The sequence below is a fragment of the Nitratireductor thuwali genome (assembly GCF_036621415.1).
Taxonomy (GTDB): Bacteria; Pseudomonadota; Alphaproteobacteria; order Rhizobiales; family Rhizobiaceae; genus Chelativorans; species Chelativorans thuwali.
Genome location: NZ_CP030941.1, coordinates 604,727 through 622,339, shown reverse-complemented (window position 1 = coordinate 622,339; position 17,613 = coordinate 604,727). Strand labels below are relative to the sequence as shown.

The window sequence follows — 17,613 nt, the reverse complement described above, 5'->3', positions numbered from 1 at the left end:
CAGGCGGTTGAAGGCGATGTGACGGTCTGTGACGGCGATGTGGAGAAGGCGACGGGACCGAACGCACCGCCTGTCATCAGCTCTGCATCTCAGAGCTGATGAAGGACTTCTCGCGTCCGATCACAGCCGCTCAAATCCTCCTGCCGTCGGCGTCGTGACAATGACGGCTTCGCCCGCTTCGACGACGGTCTGGTCGCAACCTTTCAGCGTTTCAACCGTGCCGTCCTTGCGGCGCACCTGCGTCTTGCCGAGCTGGCCGTCGCCGCCGCCTTCCAGGCCGCGCGGCGGCACCGTGCGGTGGGAAGACAGGATCGCGCACTCCATGGTCTCGAGGAAGCGCAGGGTGCGCCTGGTGCCGTCGCCGGCGTTCCACTTGCCCTTGCCGCCGGAGCCTTGCCGGATATGGAAGTCCTCCAGCAGTACCGGGAAACGCAGTTCCAGGATTTCCGGGTCGGTGAGGCGTGAATTGGTCATGTGGACATGCACGCCGGAGGTGCCGTGGAAACCGCGGCCGTCGTTCATGCGGCCGGCGGGCGAGCCGGAGCACAGCGTTTCGTAATACTGGTAGGTTTCGTTGCCGAAGGTGAGGTTGTTCATCGTGCCCTGGCTGTTGGCGAGCGCCTTCATGGCGCCGAATAGCGCGTTGGTCACGTGCTGGGAGGTCTCCACATTGCCGGCGACGACCGCAGCCGGGTAGGAAGGGCGCAGCATGCAGCCTTCCGGGATGATGATGTTGATGGGCCGCAGGCAGCCTGCGTTCATCGGAATAGACCCCTCGACCATCACGCGGAAGGCGTAAAGCACGGCGGCGCGGGCGACCGGTTCGGGCGCATTGAAATTGTTCTTCATGACGGGAGAGGTGCCGGTGAAATCGACTGTGGCCTCTCCCTTTTCCCGGTCGACCGTGATCTTGACCTTGATGATCTGGCCCGTGTCGGTCGGATACTCGTATTCGGAATGATCGGGCAGGCGCTGGAGCACGCGGCGCACGCTCTCGGCGGCGTTGTCCTGCACGTGGCCCATATAGGCCTCGACCACGTCGAGACCGAAATTCTCGACCATCTTCCTGAGTTCGGCCACGCCTTTCTCGTTGGCCGCGATCTGAGCCTTGAGGTCTGCGATGTTCTGGTGAGGGTTGCGGGCCGGGTAGGGGTGATCGGTCAGGAGTTCGTGCAGTTCCTTCTCGCGGAAGCGGCCGCGCTCGACGAGGCGGAAATTGTCGAACAGCACACCTTCCTCGTCCACGTTGGTGGCGAGCGGCGTCATGGAGCCGGGCGCCGTGCCGCCGACATCGGCGTGGTGGCCGCGCGAGGCGGTGTAGAACAGGATATTCTTGCCTTCCGCGTCAAATACGGGGGTCACGACCGTTATGTCCGGCAGGTGCGTGCCGCCGTTATAGGGCGCGTTCAGCGCAAACACGTCGCCGGGATGAATGTCGCCCTCGTTGAGGCGGATGATCGTCTCCACCGAGCGGTCCATGGAGCCCAGATGCACCGGCATGTGCGGGGCGTTGGCGACAAGTGCGCCGTTGCGGTCGAAGACGGCGCAGGAGAAGTCCAGCCGCTCCTTGATGTTGACCGAATAGGCGGTGTTCTGGAGCGTCACGCCCATCTGCTCGGCGATCGACATGAAGAGGTTATTGAAGACCTCCAGCATCACCGGATCGGCCTCCGTGCCGAGTGCGGCCTGGCGCGGCTTCTTCTCGATGCGCCGCAGAAGAATGTGGTCGCGGGCGGTGATCTCGGCCTGCCAGCCGGGCTCGACCACGATCGTCTGATTGTCCTCGATAACCAGGGCCGGACCGCGCACGCGGTCACCGGGCGCTAGGTCTTCGCGGCGGAAGCTGCCGGCCTTGCGCCATTTGCCATCGCAGAACATCCGGCGGGTCTCGCGCGGTTCGGGCTCGTTGTCGTTGACGGCAAGCTCGGGCTCTTCCGGTCCGGCTTTGCGGGCGTCCACGCCCTCGACGCCGACGGCCTCCACGACCATGGGCTTGTCATCGTAGACGAAGCCGAACTGGGCCTTGTGCGCGGCCTCGAAAGCCTTCTTCGTGGCGGCCACGGATTTGTCGTCGAAAGGCACGGAGAGCGTGGTGTCGGTGCCGTCATAACGCACTTCGAGACGCACGCGCCACTCGGTCGCCTTTTCCGCGATGCCCTGCTCGAAGAGCTCCTTCATGACTTCTGCGCGGAGTTCGGCGATCTGGGCTTCGATGGCCGTGACAGCTTCCTCGGCCAGCGGCTTGATCAGCGCTTTCTGGCGCGAGGCGGACACGGTGGCAAGGCCGATGCCATAGGCCGACAGGAGGCCGGAGAGCGGGTGTATGAGGACCGATTCCATACCGAGCGCATCGGCCACCAGGCAGGCATGCTGGCCGCCGGCGCCGCCGAAGCAATTGAGCAGGTAGCGGGTGACGTCGTAGCCACGCTGCACCGAGATTTTCTTGATGGCGTTGGCCATGTTCTCCACGGCGATGGTGACGAAGCCTTCCGCCACGTCTTCCGCGCTGCGGCCGTCGCCGACCTTTGCGGCAAGTTCGGCAAAGCGGGCGCGAACGACCTCGACATCCAGCGACTGGTTCTGATCCGGGCCGAAGATGGCCGGGAAGAAGTCGGGCTGGAGCTTGCCGAGCATGACATTGGCATCGGTGACGGCCAGCGGCCCGCCGCGGCGATAGCAGGCGGGGCCGGGGTTGGCGCCGGCCGAATCCGGGCCCACCTTCAGCCGGCCGTCCTCGTAGTGCAGGATGGAGCCGCCGCCGGCGGCCACGGTGTGGATACGCATCATGGGCGCTCGGATGCGCACGCCGGCCACCTCCGTATCGAACGCGCGCTCATATTCGCTTTCATAGTGGGCGACGTCGGTGGACGTGCCGCCCATGTCGAAGCCGATCACCTTCTCAAAACCGGCAAGCCGCGCCGTCTCGACCATGCCGACGACGCCGCCGGCGGGACCGGAAAGGATGGCGTCCTTGCCCTGGAACATGTCGGCGGCGGTCAGGCCGCCCGACGACATCATGAATTTGAGGCGGGGCTGAGCGGCGTGGTCGGTGCCTTGATCCGTCTTCTTCATGCCAAGTTCGTCCGAAATCCGCTGGACATAGCGGGCGAGGATGGGCGACAGATAGGCATCCACCACCGCCGTGTCGCCGCGGCCGACGAGCTTGATCAGGGGCGAGGTCGCGTGGCTGGCCGACACTTGGGTGAAGCCGATTTCGCGGCAAAGCTCGGCGGTTTTCGTCTCATGACGGGGATGTTTCCAGGAGTGCATGAAGACGATCGCAACGGCGTCGATACCCGCCTTCTTCGCCGCCTCGATGTCGCCGCGGACGGCGTCGAGGTCGAGTTCGGTTTCGATCGTCCCATCAACCCGCACGCGCTCCGGCACCTCGACAACGCGCTCATAGAGCTGTTCGGGAAGGATGATCTCCTTGGCGAAGATGTCGGGCCGTGCCTGATACGCGATCCTCAGCGCATCGCGAAAGCCCTTCGTGATGAGCAGCAGGACGCGGTCGCCCTTGCGCTCCAGAAGGGCGTTGGTGGCCACCGTCGTGCCCATCTTCACCTCGCCGATGCGTTCGGAGGGCACCGGATCGCCGGCTTTCACGCCGAGCAGATCACGTATTCCCTGAATGCCGGCATCGCGATAGGCTTCGGGGTTGTCGGAGAGCAACTTGCGGGCATGCAGGACATTCCGCGAATCGCGCCCGATCACGTCCGTGAACGTGCCGCCGCGATCAATCCAGAAATCCCATCTGCCCCTGGTCATGAACCTGCTCCCGAAGAATTGTTGCTGCCGAACCAAAATCACGACTTCGACAAAACGTCAATAATTTGTTGACATTTTATCCGAGTGTGCAAATCTTGACCATCGCGACGAGAATAAGGAACGACCGTCGCCGAACGAAGAAATGGGAGACTGATATGAAATATCTAGCGAAGACCGCGCTGCTCGCCACCGCCATCGGCTTTGCGACATCCGCGTATTCCCAGACGAAATGGGACATGCCGGTTCCTTATGGCGACACGAACTTCCACACGGTGAACATCACCGAATTTGCCGACGACGTGAAGGAAGCGACGGGAGGCGCTCTGCAGATCACGGTCCACGCCAACGGCTCGCTTTTCAAGCATCCCGACATCAAGAACGCAGTGCGCCAGGGCCTGGCGCCGATAGGCGAGGTGCTGGTTTCGCGCCTTTCCAACGAGGATCCCATCTACGAGATCGATTCCGTGCCGTTCCTCGCGACCAGCTATGAGGACGCGAAGAAGCTTTATGATGCCTCAAAGGACGCGTTGTCGACGAAGCTGGAAGAGCAGGGGCTGAAGCTGCTGTTTTCGGTGCCGTGGCCGCCGCAGGGGCTATATACGAACAAGGAGGTCGATTCTATCGACGACCTCAAGGGCCTGAAGATGCGCGCCTATAACGCTTCGACCGAAAGGCTGGCGCAGCTTGCCGGCGCGCTGCCGACACAGGTTGAGGTGCCGGATCTGCCGACGGCTTTCGCCACCGGCCGGGTCGAGGCGATGATCACCTCGCCTTCGACCGGCGCCAATACCCAGGTTTGGGACTTCCTGACCCATTATTACGACACACAGGCGTGGCTGCCGCGCAACATGGTTTTCGTCAATCAGCAGGCCTTCGATGCCTTGGCGCCCGAGCAGCAGGAGGCAGTGATGAAGGCTTCGGCAGAGGCGGAAACGCGCGGCTGGGAAGCCTCCAAGCAGGAAACCGAGGAAAAGACGCAGATCCTGAAGGAGAACGGCATCATCGTTGCGCCCCCCAGCGACGAGCTCAAGGCAGGGCTTGCCGAGATCGGCGAGACCATGTCCGAGGAGTGGGCGGAAAAGGCCGGCGCGGAAGGTCAGGCCATTCTTGAGGCCTACAGGAACTAGCCCCCACCCTTGTTCGCGACCCGGCCGGCAATCGGCCGGGTTCAATCGGGCGGCGTCGACGCCGCCTCATCGCGGCTTTGCCGGCTTCAACAAGGTGGTTCGACATGCGATCTTTCCTGAACGGCCTTTATGCCGCGTCCGAATGGCTTGCCATGACGGCGCTTGCGGCCACCGCTATCCTCGTATTCGCCCAGGTGGCGGGCCGTGTGTTCGACACGCTGCTGGTGATGGCAGGCAACAGGCCGTACGGATTCCTGGTTCCCTCGCTGGCAGAAATCGCGGGTTTCCTGCTGGTAGCCGCTTCGTTCCTGGCGCTCGCTGGCTCGTTTCGGGCGGGCACCCATATCAGGGTGACGCTGGCGATCTCTCCGCTGCCTCCGGGCTTGCGCCATGTCGTGGAAGTGGCGGTGCTGGCGGTGGCGACGGCGATTGCCGGTCTGTTCGCCTGGTATGTCGCGCTTCTGGCGCTCGACAGCGTTCGCTATAATGAGCTCTCCTACGGCATCATTGCCATTCCGCTATGGATACCGCAGGGCGCGATGGCGGTGGGCGCGGCTATTTTCACGCTTTCACTGGTCGATGACTTCGCCGCGGCGGTCACCGGCGGAACGCCGTCCTATCTCGCTTCGGACCGTGGCGACGAGAGGGAGGTGGTCTGATGGACCTGGCGACGTCTTCCCTTCTGCTCGGCGTTTTCGTTCTCCTGCTGCTGGCGGCGGGGCTGTGGGTGGCTCTGGCCCTTACCGCGGTGGGGCTGGCGACGATTTTCCTCATGGTCTCCGCGCCGCCCGGCGCGGTCATGGCGACGACGGTCTGGGGCGCGGTCAATTCCTGGGATCTGGCGGCACTCCCCATGTTCATCTGGATGGGCGAGATACTGTTTCGCACGCGGCTGGCCGAGGACATGTTCACAGGGCTGGCGCCATGGATGCGGCACATGCCCGGCCGGCTCCTGCATGTGAACATTCTCGGCTGCGCCATCTTCGCGGCTGTTTCCGGCTCTTCGGCGGCCACGACGGCCACCATCGGGCGCATGTCGCTGCCGGAACTGAGGCGGCGCGGCTATGACGAGAAGATGGCGATCGGCACGCTGGCGGGCTCCGGCACGCTCGGGCTGCTGATCCCACCGTCCATCATCCTGATCGTCTATGGCGCAGCCACCGAGCAGTCGATCGCCCGGCTGTTCATTGCGGGCGTGGTGCCGGGTGTGATGCTGGCCTTTCTGTTCATGGGCTATACGGTAATCTGGTCGCTGCTCAACCGCGGCCGCATGCCGGAGCCCGACCCACGCGTGCCCTACCTTCAGCGCCTCTGGCAGACGCGGCGGCTCTTTCCGATCATCGCGCTGATCGCCGGGGTTATCGGGTCCATCTATGGCGGGTTCGCTTCGCCGACCGAGGCGGCCGTGGTGGGCGTGGTGCTCTCCCTCGCGCTGTCCGGCTTCACCGGCACCCTCAACCGCGCGAGCTTCGTCGACGCGCTGCGGCAGGCAACGCGCACGTCCTGCATGATCGTTCTGATACTCGCGGGCGCCGCGGTGCTGACCGTGGCCATGGGATATACGGGCATCCCGCGCGAACTGGCGGCCTATATCGGCAGCCTCGAGCTTTCGCCCTTCGCGCTGCTGGCTGCGTTGACATTGTTCTTCGCCGTTCTAGGCTGTTTTCTCGACGGCATCTCCATCGTCGTTTTGACCACCTCCGTGATCCTGCCGATGATCGAGGCGGCGGGTCTCGACATCATATGGTTCGGCATCTATCTCGTCCTGGTGGTGGAGATGAGCCAGATCACGCCCCCCGTGGGCTTCAACCTCTTTGTCCTGCAGGGACTGACCGGCCACAACATCCTCAGGGTGGCCCAGATGACGCTGCCGTTCTTTTGCCTGATGATCGTGGCCGTGGGGCTGATCGTGGCGTTTCCTCAACTGGCGCTGTGGCTGCCGCAAACGATGCTGGCGAGGTGAGAATGAGCGACAGGGCGCAAAAGACCGACCATGGCATCGGCCCGGTGGTCACCGCATCGCATCTGGCGGCCGGCGCCATGCCGGCGCTTTCGGAGATCGAGTTCGCAATGACGCTCATGCACCACTCCTTCGAGCGCTGGATGGTGCGCTGCATGGCGGCGGCCGGCGTGCCGGGGCTGCAGCCGATCGCCGTCCATCTCCTTCATGCCGTAGCCCATCGCAACCGCGAAAAGACGCTGTCGGAACTTTGCATGCTGTTCAACATCGAGGACACGCATGTGGTCACCTATGCGATCAAGAAGCTCGATGCGCTGGGACTGGTCGCATCGTCCAAGCGGGGCAAGGAAAAGACGGTGAAGGCTACCCGCAAGGGGCTCGACGCCTGCCACCGCTATCACCAGGTACGCGAGACGCTGCTGGTCGATTCCATGAAGCGGCTCAACCTCGACGAGGACGCGCTGTCGGGCATCGCCGCGATGATGCGGACGATCTCCGGCCAGTACGATCAGGCGGCCCGCAGCGCAACCTCGCTATAGCCGCTCTGGCCATGTAACCTTTCGTCATCCAATGTGAGGAAACCTGGCGCCGGGTGAGTGCATTTCCGCATCGGCTGCCCAGTGGGGCGGTTTTACTCAACGGAGGCAGGAAATGAAAAAGGTTCTCACCAGTCTCGTATCTGCCACGGCGCTGCTCGGCCTGGCCGCCTGCAGCGACACCGACGATACCACGACGCAGGGCGTCGAGCCGGCAACCGAGGAACAGCCGTTGGACGACGAGACGACCCAAGGCATCGAACCTGATGACCCCAATGCGGCTGAACCGGTGCAGCCCGCAGAGTAGACGGTGCCCGATGGGAGAAGCTATGGAACCAGGCTTCTCCCACCTTTTTGGAGCGCCCCGGGAGCAGCGAATTTCGCCGAACTGCGGATGAAGTGAAAAAGCGACCTCGAAATCTCGGCCAAATCGCTTTAAGAACTTCGCACTATGACAATTTTTGTGCGAATCTCCGACTTCGTCGCTCGCGCTTCCGGCAGCGTGCTGAGTGCGATCGTCGAGGCTGTTCGGTCGGCTTTCGAGGGCGACCCCGTATTGCGGCGCAAGGTTGCTTTCTCCATCGCGCTGATCGCGCTATCGGCAAAAATGGCCAAGGCCGACGGCGTCGTAACGGTGGACGAAGTGCGCGCCTTTCACGAGATATTCGCGGTGCCCAGCGAGGAGATGCGCAACGTCGCTCGCCTCTACGACCTGGCCCAGCGGGATGTTGCGGGCTTCGAGGCCTACGCCCGGCAGATGGCCGGCCTGTGCGGATCTGGAAAGCCCAATTGCGCGATGCTTGAGGACATTCTCGACGGGCTGTTTCATATCGCCAAGGCCGACGGTGTCGTCCACGAGCGTGAGCTGTCGTTCCTGCAGCGCGTTGCAGAGATATTCGCCATCAGCGAAGCGCACTTCGCCCGTATCAAGGCGCGGCATGTCGTCGGCGGCGATGCCGATCCCTACATTCTTCTGGGGGTGGGCCCTGACGCGCCTTTCAGCGACATCAAGCGCCAGTACCGCCGGCTGGTGGCGGACAGTCATCCGGACCGGCTGATCGCAAGAGGCGTTCCCGAAGAGTTCATCGCCATCGCCAACAGCCGCCTGGCCGCCCTCAACACGGCCTATGAGCAGATCGAGATGAGCCGGCGGGCCGTATGAGCGGCTTTGTGGCCGACTATCCGGCGGCGGAGGTGCGGGTTTCGCCGAATTTCGGCCAACGGCGCGACGGCCTCATTCCCGATGCGATCGTCCTTCATTACACGGGCATGGAAAGCGGGGAGGCGGCCGAACGCTGGCTTTGCGACCCCGCCAGCCAGGTCTCTTCCCATTATCTCGTCCACGAGGACGGGCGGGTGGTCCAGATGGTGCGCGAGGATGCCCGCGCCTGGCATGCGGGCAAGGGCTCCTGGAACGGGGCCGCCGACGTCAATTCCTTTTCCATTGGCATCGAGATAGCCAATGGCGGCCATGGATTCGGCTATCCGGACTTTCCCGCGCGGCAGATCGAGGCGGTGATCGAATTGTGTCGGGATATCGGCGGCCGCCGGGGCATCCGGCCCGAGCGGGTGCTGGCGCATTCCGATGTGGCACCAGGCCGCAAGATCGATCCGGGCGAGAAATTCCCCTGGCGGGATTTGGCCGAAAAGGATGTCGGGCTCTATGTGGAACCGGCGCCGCTGGCGGATGGGACGGTACTTGACGTAGGCGTAAAGGGCGAGAGCGTCGAGAAGCTGCAATCAATGCTGGCCTACTACGGCTACGGCATTGAAATAACCGGAGTTTACGACGCGCAAACCGAGGTTGTCGTGGCTGCGTTCCAGCGCCATTTCCGGCCGGCCCGCATCGACGGGATCGCCGACCGGTCGACCCGCGATACGTTGTTGCAACTGCTGGCCCTGCTGCCGGCCGATAATGAAGTCTCGTGAACTTTCCCGAGCAAGTGTTTCAATAGGTTATGATTTTTGAACGGCGTGGCCGTTCTTTGCGCACTTTGCCCTGCAACACGCGGCTCCGGGCAGAGGTGGGAGTTTTCCCGCTTCACAGTGCAATCCCTGTGCGCTGCGCAGGCGAAACGAAGACAGGTAACGATGAACATCAAGCTATTAATCGCGGCAGCGCTTGCTGCCGGGACCGTGACTATTGGATCTCATGCATATGCGAAGGACGGCGAAGCGGCCGGCGCCGCCGCAACAACGAAGATTGCGGCCGATGGTTCCGAAGAGACATTCGGTGACCTTCTGAAGAAGGTGCTGCGCGGCCGTCCCAGCGAAACGGGGCCGCAGGCGGCGAAAGCATCAGCCGAAGCCAAGGCCGAGGCCGCCGGTATCGATCCTACCACCACCTCCTCTGTTCGCGCGCCTTCCCAGGCCAAGCTGTCAGGCAAATCCTCCTCCAAGTCCGGCTTCCGCCCTTACCACTCGATCATTTCGCGCTATGCAGCGCAATATGGCGTGCCGGTATCGCTTGCTCACGCCGTTATCAGCGTCGAAAGCAACTACCGTCCCTCCGCGCGCGGCCGGGCCGGCGAGATTGGCCTGATGCAAATCAAGCCTTCCACGGCCCGCGGCATGGGTTATAGCGGATCGGCCAAGGGCCTTTACGATCCGGAGGTCAACATCCGGTACGGCATGAAATATCTGGCGAAGGCCTATCAGCTCGGCGGCGGCAATACCTGCGGGGCGATCCTGCGGTACAATGCCGGACACGGCGCCAAGCGCATGAATCCCGTCTCTTCGGCCTATTGCGCCAAGGTGCAGCGGATTCTCGGGCGCGGATAAGCACGAAAGGGTTTGCATTTTGCACCCGGAATCCCTTTATACGGAGCTCCAGCCGGTCGGGCGGCCGCACGCTCCAATGCCGAAAGGCGGTGCGTGAGGAAAGTCCGGGCTCCACGAAAACACGGTGCCGGGTAACACCCGGCGGGGGCAACCCCAGGGAAAGTGCCACAGAAAGCAAACCGCCCCGCCTGTATTTCGGTCCACCGGACATGTCCGGCGCTACCCTGGATGCAAGGGGCCGGACCGAAATACCGCGGGGTAAGGGTGAAAGGGTGGGGTAAAAGCCCACCGCGCGCCTGGCAACAGGGGCGGCACGGTAAACCCCACCGGGAGCAAGACCGAATAGGAACGGTGCGAAGGGCAACCTTCGAGGGCTGTTTTCGGCCCTGCCGTTCGGGTAGGTCGCTTGAGGCCGGTGGCGACACCGGTCCCAGAGGAATGGTCGCCACGTTGCAGCGCTTGCCGCTGCAGCCATACAGAACCCGGCTTACAGACCGGCTGGCAATTTTCCGGAACGATGAGATGTAGTCCGGCGTCGGATATACGACGCCGGCAATCATGCCGTCGCCTGCACGCGCGAGCCCGTTGGGCGCGTCAACCCTTCATTAGCCTTAATGACCGATAAACGGGGTGCGGCGGTGCCCGGAACGCGGGTTTCGCAGGCGTTTGTGTCTATCATTCCCGTTGACGCCCATGATGCCCCATGTTATCCCATCAAATCAATCAGGTTATAGTTTCAGCAAGGAGTTTGCGGGTCGCGCAGCCGGTCCTTCGGGGCGGGGTGCCAAGGCGTATTGCGTCTATTTTCGAGGGGTCGGGAAGCCGACATGGAGCTGAGCCGCATGCCGGTCGAGCCATTCAGAAAGAGGCGAACGCCAGTCGTGGCCACATCGAACGATGGATCGGTTCTTATCCAGTGCGATCAACAGGATCGATGCGAAGGGGCGGGTCTCGGTGCCCGGACACTTCCGATCGGTCGTGCAGAAACGGGGCTTCGGCGAGCTCTATGGGCTGCGCGCGCTGGACGTTCCTGCGATGGATGTAGGCGGGACCGATCTCCTGGAGCGTTACGAAAGCCGGATGGCGAACGAGGATCCGTTCCTGCAGACGGCGGACGACATGTCCTTTTTCGTGCATGGCGACGGAGCGTTCATGAAACTCGACCAGGACGGTCGCATTACGGTAAGCGACTTCATCCGCGAGCATACAGGCATTACGACGGAAGTAGCCTTTGTCGGTCGTGGTCTTTTCTTTCAGATGTGGGAGCCGGAGCGTCTCAAGGCGCATGGCGCGCAGGTGCGCGAACGGCTTCTGAAATTGCGGCAACGGGCCTCCGGGGCTGCTGCCGGAAGCACGGAATGATGGCGGGCCCCGGCGGCGAAAGCACGTCCGGTGGCGGACCGGCCCGCCACATTCCGGTCCTTCTCGATGCGGTGCTGGCGGTGCTCGACCCGGCGCCCGGCAAGCGCATCGTCGACGGCACCTTCGGCGCGGGCGGTTATACGCGGGCCCTGCTGACGGCGGGTGCCGATGTGCTGGCCATCGATCGCGATCCGGATGCGATCGCCAGCGGGCAGGATCTGGTCCGCGAATCCGCCGGGCGGCTGGTGCTGGTGCGTGGACGCTTTTCGGAGGTGGACGCCATCGCCGGCGAGGCCGTCGACGGCGTCGTGCTGGATATCGGGGTCTCGTCGATGCAACTCGACCAGGCCGAGCGCGGCTTCTCCTTCCGGCAGGACGGTCCCCTGGACATGCGCATGGGACAGGAGGGGCCGAGCGCTGCCGATGTGGTCAACCGCCTGAAGGTGGGCGATCTCACGCGCATATTCGGGCTGCTGGGCGAAGAGCGGCATGCCGGCCGCATCGCACGCGCCATCGAGAAAAGACGCGCTGAGCGGCCTTTCGCGACCACGGGTGATCTGGCCCGGCTGGTCGAGCGGACGATCGGCCGCAAGCCGACCGACAAGATTCATCCGGCGACCCGTGTCTTCCAGGGGTTGCGGATCTTCGTGAACGACGAGCTTGGAGAACTCGCCCGCGGGCTTTTCGCGGCCGAGCGTATCCTGCGTCCGGGCGGCGTTCTGGCGGTGGTCACCTTCCACTCGCTGGAGGACCGGATCGTGAAGCGTTTTCTCGCCGCCCGATCAGGCGCCGCGACCGGCTCACGCCACCTTCCGGAAGTGGCCGGCCCTGCGGCTCGTTTCGGCAAGCCGGCCAAGCCGGTTTCGGCGGGGGAGGCAGAGATCGCCGGCAACCCGAGAGCTCGGTCGGCGACGCTGCGCTCCGCGGTGCGCCTAGATGCGCCCGCGGGTGAAGCCGATTTCGGGATATTCGAGGTCCCCGCACTTAATGTGATCGGGGCTGACGGCGTGGCCGGACAACCCGGCGGCAAGGCGAGGTAGGAAGACGTGTTTCGCACCACAGACATTATCCTGATCGCGGCGATGATATCGGCGGCCGGCTTTACTTACATGACGAAGCATGAATCCGAAGCTCTGCAGGAGGAGGTCGGCGCGCTGGAAACGCGAATCCAGCTCGAAAAAGACGCCATTGATCTGCTGAAGGCCGACTGGAGCCTGCTCACGCAGCCGAGCCGCCTGCAGAAGCTGGCCGACATCTACGAGCCGGAACTGGCGCTAAAGCCGCTCGAACCCAGGCAGGTAGCCGAGTTCGACGCGCTGCGCGAACTGCCGTTCAGGCCGGCTGATGCGCCGGTGGGAGACGAGATCGGGGAACTGCTCCGGGACGAAACGATCACTGGGGGAGTGGCGCAATGACGTTGCCGGGCCTGTGGAAGATGCGGCGAGCAGCCGCCGTCGGGGCTGGAAACGGCGGAATCGTGGTGGAGGGCTCGCGAAAGGCCGTCGGCGGGCGGGGGCAGAGCCGGGTATTCATGGCCATGGCCGTGCTGTTCGGCATCTACGCGGCAATCGGCGGGCGTCTCGTGCAGCTGGGACTTGCCGAGGACGAAGTCGTCAACCTGCCGGAAAGCCGACCGACCGCCTCGCGCCCCGACCTCGTCGACCGCAACGGGGAGGTGCTGGCGACGGACATCAAGACTGCCTCGCTCTTTGCCGAGCCGCGCCGCATCGTCGATGTTGACGAGGCGATCGAAAAACTGCTCACCGTGTTGCCCGATCTCGAATATGAGCAGACCTACCGCCGACTGAGCAGCGATGCGGGTTTCGTGTGGCTGCGGCGCCAGCTTTCGCCGCGCCAGCAGAGCGAAATCCTGGCGCTCGGCGTGCCCGGCCTCGGCTTCCGCACCGAAAAGCGCCGCTTCTATCCGGGCGGCTCGACGGTCTCCCATGTCCTCGGTCTGGTCGACGTCGACAACAAGGGGATCGCAGGTATCGAGAAATATGTCGACAACCAGGGCCTCGCCGATCTGCAGGCGCTGGGGCTTGCCGCGCCGGGAACGCTCGAGCCGGTCCAGTTATCGCTCGACCTCAGGGTGCAATATATCCTGCAGGACGAACTCACCCAGGCGATGGAACGGTTCAAGGCGATTGCCGCTGGCGGTGTCGTGCTCAACGCACGCACCGGCGAGGTCGTCGCGATGGTCTCGCTGCCCGACTACGATCCGAACAATCCCTACAACGCGCTTGAGAAAGACCGGCTCAACCGCATGTCGGCGGGCGTCTTCGAGATGGGGTCGACCTTCAAGCTTTTCACCACGTCGATGGCGCTCGATTCCGGCCTGGTGGACATCAATGACAAGTTCGACGCGTCGCGGCCGTTGCGCATGGGCGGGTTCACCATCAGGGATTTCCACGGCAAGGGACGCGTTTTGAGCGTGCCGGAAATCTTCATCTACTCGTCTAATATCGGAACGGCCAAGATGGCCGATGTGGTGGGAATCGAGGGGCACCGGGAGTTCCTGAAGCGGATCGGCCTCCTCGATCGGATGTCCACGGAACTGCCTGAAGTGGCGCACCCGACCGAACCTTCCACATGGAAGAAGATCAACTCCGTTACCATTTCCTTCGGCCATGGCGTCGCCACCACCCCACTGCAGACCGCGACGGCGGCGGCGGCAATGCTGAACGGCGGAAAGCTCATTCCCCCAACCTTCCTGCCGCGCACCGAGGAAGAGGCGAATGCGATTGCCGAGCAGGTGATTTCCGAGGAAACGAGCGCGCAGGTCCGTTACCTGTTCCGCTACAATACGGAAAAAGGTTCTGGGCGACGCGCGGAAGTACCGGGCTACTATGTCGGCACAAAGACCGGGACCGCGGAAAAAGTGGTCAACGGCCGTTATTCGAACGATACGCGCTTCAATACGTTCATCGCCAGCTTTCCGGCGAACAATCCCGATTATATTGTGTTCGTGGTTCTGGACGAGCCGAAGCCGGAAAAGCCGGGCACTTCGGCAACGTCCGGTGTGACGAATGCGCCGCTGGCCGGCAATATCATTCGCCGAGCGGCGCCGCTACTTGGCGTGAAGCCGGATTTCGGCCATGAAAGTGAGGCTTTGCTGGTCTCCTACCAGTGATTCCCGCCTTGGTCGTGCGGGACGGCCACAAAAAGAATACTGGAAAGCAATGAAGCTGGGCGAACTTGCCGATATCCTGCCACATGATGGCGTATTGTCCGACGACATGACGTTCTCCGGCGTGCAGTCCGATTCCCGGCATGTGACAACCGGCGACATATTCTTTGCGTTGCCTGGCGTGAAGACGGACGGCGCGCGTTTTGCCGAGGATGCCGCGGCGCGTGGTGCGGCGGCGGTCGTGGCAGAACCCGGTTCGATAGGCGGGGCGCTTGCGATCCCGGTCATCGAAAGCAGCGACCCGCGCAGGGCGTTGGCGCTTTGCGCCGCCCGTTTCCATCCAGGACAGCCCGAAACGATGGTGGCCGTGACGGGAACCAGCGGCAAGACGTCGGTCGCCTCCTTCGCGCGCCAGATTTGGGAACAGGCGGGGCTTTCGGCGGCAAGCATCGGCACGACCGGTGTCGTGGCGCCGAACCGCGACGAATACGGGGAACTGACCACTCCCGATCCGATAGCACTGCATAAGCTCCTGAAGGAGCTTGCCGAGGACGGCGTGACCCACGGCGCCATGGAAGCCTCCAGTCACGGCCTTTCGCAGCGGCGGGTGGACGGAGTAAGGCTTGCCGCAGCCGGCTTTACCAATCTGGGGCGCGACCATATGGATTATCACCCGACGGTAGAGCACTACCATCAGTCGAAGATGCGCCTGTTCGACACGCTGCTGCCCGCTGGCGCACCGGCGGTCGTCTTCGCCGATGACGAGTGGTCGGAAGCAACGATGAACGCGGTGAAGGCGGCGGGGCGGGAGCTTCGCACGGTCGGCCGCAAGGGCGCCTTTCTGACGCTGAAGCGGGTGGAGCATGAGCGCCACCGGCAGCGGGCCGAGGTGGAGCACCGCGGTCGGATCTACGAGATCGGCCTTCCGCTGGCGGGCGACTTCCAGATCGCAAATGCGCTGGTGGCGGCTGGCCTCGCCATAGCGACAGGACTTGCCGCCGACCAGGCACTCGCAGCGCTGGAGCAATTGAAAGGCGCTTCGGGGCGGCTCGAACTGGTGGGGACGACGGCCGAGGGCGCGCAGGTCTATGTCGATTACGCCCATAAACCCGACGCCTTGAAGAATGTGCTCCTGGCGGTGCGACCCTTCACCACCGGCCGCGTCGTCGTCGTTTTCGGCTGCGGGGGGGATCGCGACCGCGGTAAGCGGGCGATCATGGGCAGCATAGCGGCCGAGCTCGCCGACATCGCCATCGTGACCGACGACAATCCGCGCTCGGAAGAGCCGGCGACGATCCGCAGGGCCATTCTCCAGGCGGCGCCGAACGCCCGGGAAATCGGCGACCGCCGCGAAGCCATCCGCTCCGCCATATCCATGCTGAAGGCCGGTGACACGCTCATCGTGGCCGGCAAAGGGCATGAGCACGGGCAGGAAATCGCCGGGCGCAAGCACCATTTCTCCGATCATGAAGAAGTGCGGAAAGCGCTCGGGGAGCAGACAGCTTGAACATCCTCTGGGACAGCCAGGCCCTGGTCGCCGCGACCGGAGGGCGCCCGCAGGGTAACATGCCCGAAGGTGTGAGCGGCATCTCCATCGATACGCGCACGCTGAAGCGCGGTGAGGCGTTCTTTGCCATCAAGGGCGAAAATTTCGACGGCCATGATTTCGGCACGGCGGCGATCGCGGCCGGGGCCGGCGTGCTGGTCGTCGCGGAGGAGAAGCTGCCGGCGCTCGGCCGGCTGGCCGCGCCGAAGATCGTCGTTCCCGATGTCCTGCAGGCACTGGAGAAGGTCGGCCAAGCGGCGCGCTCGCGCTCCAGGGCCAAGATCATCGCCGTGACCGGCTCGGTCGGCAAGACGACGACCAAGGCCATGCTGAGCCGCATTCTGTCGCGCGCGGGCACGGTGCACGCGGCCGACAAGTCGTTCAACAACCATTGGGGCGTGCCGCTGTCGTTGGCGCGCATGCCGGAGGATTGCGATTACGCGGTCTTCGAGATCGGCATGAACCATCCCGGAGAGATCACCTCTCTGGTGGGCATGGTGCTCCCGCATATCGCGGTCGTCACCGCGGTGGCCGCAGCGCATCTCGGCTTCTTCAAGAGCCTCGACGAGATCGCGCGCGCCAAAGGCGAGATCTTTTCCGGCGTTCTCAAGGGCGGTCATGCGCTCATCAACCGCGACGATGAGCGCTGGAAACTGTTGTCCAAGATGGCGGCCGAGGCCGGCATCGAGCATATATGGGGCTTTGGCGAGCATGCCCGCGCCCAATTCAAGCTGATGAGATACGAGCCCGACGCGCAGGGTGCGCAGATAGACGTCAAGGCCGCGGGCCAGGAACTTTCTTTCCGTCTGGGTGCTACAGGACGACATATGGTGCAGAACGCGCTGGCCGCCCTGGGAGCGGCGCATCTGGCCGGAGCCGACCTGCCGCGCATCGTGCCGGCGTTCGACGATTTTGCGGCCGAGGAAGGACGCGGCCGCCGTCACGTCCTGCGCCGGGGGCAGGGCACTTTCACGCTGATCGATGAAAGCTACAATGCCAATCCGGCATCCATGCAGGCGGCCTTGCGGGTACTGGCGACGGCGCCGGTGGCCGATGGCGGGCGGCGCATCGCCGTTTTGGGCGACATGTTGGAACTGGGCAGCCATTCGCAAAAACTGCATGCGGGGCTGGCGCCGGTCATCGCCGACGCGCGCGCCGACATACTGCTTCTGGCGGGCGCCGAAATGAAGGCGTTGGCGGACAATCCGCCGAAGGACATCCAGGTGGAATACCGCGCCAATGCGGACGAGCTTCAGCCGCTTCTCCTGAATGCGGTGAGGGCGGGGGATACTGTCATGATCAAATCATCCAAGAGCATCGGCTTTTCCAAGCTGGTCGAGGCTCTCACCAAACATTTTCCGGCGGCGGTTGATAAACCGGCGCGGGGCTGACGCCACGCGGGG

The 17,613-nt window shown here is 63.7% G+C and carries 15 protein-coding genes and 1 other RNA gene; 15 read left to right on the top strand and 1 reads right to left on the bottom strand.

Annotated elements, in window-relative coordinates; translation table 11 throughout:
• Positions 1 to 120: 120 nt before the first annotated feature.
• Positions 121 to 3,768 carry a hydantoinase B/oxoprolinase family protein gene (locus NTH_RS02955; protein WP_338528604.1) on the bottom strand — a complete coding sequence of 1,216 codons (3,648 nt, stop codon included), beginning with the start codon at positions 3,766 to 3,768 and terminating at the stop codon, positions 121 to 123.
• Positions 3,769 to 3,923: 155 nt separating this feature from the next.
• On the opposite strand from NTH_RS02955, the gene NTH_RS02950 reads away from it, so the two are divergent.
• The 15 genes from NTH_RS02950 (at position 3,924) to NTH_RS02880 (ending at position 17,601) form a co-directional block, all read left to right on the top strand.
• Positions 3,924 to 4,895 (top strand): TRAP transporter substrate-binding protein, encoded by a 972-nt coding sequence (locus NTH_RS02950; protein ID WP_338528603.1) that lies wholly within the window; start codon positions 3,924 to 3,926, stop codon positions 4,893 to 4,895.
• Positions 4,896 to 4,999: 104 nt separating this feature from the next.
• On the top strand, positions 5,000 to 5,554 hold the full coding sequence (locus NTH_RS02945; protein WP_338528602.1) for a TRAP transporter small permease: 555 nt from the start codon (positions 5,000 to 5,002) through the stop codon (positions 5,552 to 5,554).
• Entirely contained in the window at positions 5,554 to 6,858 is a 1,305-nt protein-coding gene (locus NTH_RS02940) for a TRAP transporter large permease (RefSeq protein WP_338528601.1), read from the top strand. The genes NTH_RS02945 and NTH_RS02940 overlap by 1 nt, the downstream gene beginning before the upstream one ends.
• 2 nt (positions 6,859 to 6,860) lie before the next feature.
• The gene (locus tag NTH_RS02935) at positions 6,861 to 7,394 is read left to right on the top strand and encodes a winged helix DNA-binding protein (protein ID WP_338528600.1); all 534 of its coding nucleotides are present in this window, start codon (positions 6,861 to 6,863) and stop codon (positions 7,392 to 7,394) included.
• A gap of 112 nt (positions 7,395 to 7,506) precedes the next feature.
• Positions 7,507 to 7,698: a hypothetical protein gene (locus tag NTH_RS02930; protein WP_338528599.1), complete on the top strand. Its 192-nt coding sequence runs from the start codon at positions 7,507 to 7,509 to the stop codon at positions 7,696 to 7,698.
• 144 nt (positions 7,699 to 7,842) lie between these two features.
• On the top strand, positions 7,843 to 8,553 hold the full coding sequence (locus NTH_RS02925) for a J domain-containing protein (RefSeq protein ID WP_338528598.1): 711 nt from the start codon (positions 7,843 to 7,845) through the stop codon (positions 8,551 to 8,553).
• Positions 8,550 to 9,320 (top strand): N-acetylmuramoyl-L-alanine amidase, encoded by a 771-nt coding sequence (locus NTH_RS02920; RefSeq protein ID WP_338528597.1) that lies wholly within the window; start codon positions 8,550 to 8,552, stop codon positions 9,318 to 9,320. Before NTH_RS02925 ends, NTH_RS02920 begins: the two co-directional genes overlap by 4 nt.
• A 162-nt stretch (positions 9,321 to 9,482) precedes the next feature.
• On the top strand, positions 9,483 to 10,172 hold the full coding sequence (locus NTH_RS02915) for a lytic transglycosylase domain-containing protein (protein ID WP_338528596.1): 690 nt from the start codon (positions 9,483 to 9,485) through the stop codon (positions 10,170 to 10,172).
• Between the two features lie 48 nt (positions 10,173 to 10,220).
• Positions 10,221 to 10,678, top strand: an RNA gene (gene rnpB / locus NTH_RS02910) — RNase P RNA component class A.
• Between the two features lie 391 nt (positions 10,679 to 11,069).
• Positions 11,070 to 11,534 carry a division/cell wall cluster transcriptional repressor MraZ gene (gene mraZ, locus NTH_RS02905; protein WP_338528595.1) on the top strand — a complete coding sequence of 155 codons (465 nt, stop codon included), beginning with the start codon at positions 11,070 to 11,072 and terminating at the stop codon, positions 11,532 to 11,534.
• Entirely contained in the window at positions 11,531 to 12,574 is a 1,044-nt protein-coding gene (rsmH, locus tag NTH_RS02900; RefSeq protein WP_338528594.1) for a 16S rRNA (cytosine(1402)-N(4))-methyltransferase RsmH, read from the top strand. The genes mraZ and rsmH overlap by 4 nt, the downstream gene beginning before the upstream one ends.
• A 6-nt stretch (positions 12,575 to 12,580) precedes the next feature.
• On the top strand, positions 12,581 to 12,949 hold the full coding sequence (gene ftsL / locus NTH_RS02895) for a cell division protein FtsL (RefSeq protein ID WP_338528593.1): 369 nt from the start codon (positions 12,581 to 12,583) through the stop codon (positions 12,947 to 12,949).
• A complete protein-coding gene (locus NTH_RS02890; RefSeq protein WP_422392341.1) occupies positions 12,946 to 14,667 on the top strand; it encodes a peptidoglycan D,D-transpeptidase FtsI family protein in 1,722 nt (573 codons plus the stop codon). The genes ftsL and NTH_RS02890 overlap by 4 nt, the downstream gene beginning before the upstream one ends.
• A gap of 49 nt (positions 14,668 to 14,716) precedes the next feature.
• Positions 14,717 to 16,171 (top strand): UDP-N-acetylmuramoyl-L-alanyl-D-glutamate--2,6-diaminopimelate ligase, encoded by a 1,455-nt coding sequence (locus NTH_RS02885; protein ID WP_338528592.1) that lies wholly within the window; start codon positions 14,717 to 14,719, stop codon positions 16,169 to 16,171.
• Positions 16,168 to 17,601: a UDP-N-acetylmuramoyl-tripeptide--D-alanyl-D-alanine ligase gene (locus NTH_RS02880; protein WP_338528591.1), complete on the top strand. Its 1,434-nt coding sequence runs from the start codon at positions 16,168 to 16,170 to the stop codon at positions 17,599 to 17,601. Before NTH_RS02885 ends, NTH_RS02880 begins: the two co-directional genes overlap by 4 nt.
• Positions 17,602 to 17,613 lie beyond the last annotated feature (12 nt).

Bases quoted from the DNA above. Each gene is read 5' to 3' on its own strand.
- NTH_RS02935 (WP_338528600.1), top strand. From the start codon at position 6,861: ATGAGCGACAGGGCGCAAAAGACCGACCATGGCATCGGCCCGGTGGTC.
- NTH_RS02955 (WP_338528604.1), bottom strand. From the start codon at position 3,768: ATGACCAGGGGCAGATGGGATTTCTGGATTGATCGCGGCGGCACGTTC.
- NTH_RS02920 (WP_338528597.1), top strand. From the start codon at position 8,550: ATGAGCGGCTTTGTGGCCGACTATCCGGCGGCGGAGGTGCGGGTTTCG.
- NTH_RS02950 (WP_338528603.1), top strand. From the start codon at position 3,924: ATGAAATATCTAGCGAAGACCGCGCTGCTCGCCACCGCCATCGGCTTT.
- NTH_RS02945 (WP_338528602.1), top strand. From the start codon at position 5,000: ATGCGATCTTTCCTGAACGGCCTTTATGCCGCGTCCGAATGGCTTGCC.
- mraZ (WP_338528595.1), top strand. From the start codon at position 11,070: ATGGATCGGTTCTTATCCAGTGCGATCAACAGGATCGATGCGAAGGGG.
- NTH_RS02890 (WP_422392341.1), top strand. From the start codon at position 12,946: ATGACGTTGCCGGGCCTGTGGAAGATGCGGCGAGCAGCCGCCGTCGGG.
- NTH_RS02925 (WP_338528598.1), top strand. From the start codon at position 7,843: ATGACAATTTTTGTGCGAATCTCCGACTTCGTCGCTCGCGCTTCCGGC.
- rsmH (WP_338528594.1), top strand. From the start codon at position 11,531: ATGATGGCGGGCCCCGGCGGCGAAAGCACGTCCGGTGGCGGACCGGCC.
- NTH_RS02940 (WP_338528601.1), top strand. From the start codon at position 5,554: ATGGACCTGGCGACGTCTTCCCTTCTGCTCGGCGTTTTCGTTCTCCTG.
- NTH_RS02930 (WP_338528599.1), top strand. From the start codon at position 7,507: ATGAAAAAGGTTCTCACCAGTCTCGTATCTGCCACGGCGCTGCTCGGC.
- NTH_RS02885 (WP_338528592.1), top strand. From the start codon at position 14,717: ATGAAGCTGGGCGAACTTGCCGATATCCTGCCACATGATGGCGTATTG.
- NTH_RS02915 (WP_338528596.1), top strand. From the start codon at position 9,483: ATGAACATCAAGCTATTAATCGCGGCAGCGCTTGCTGCCGGGACCGTG.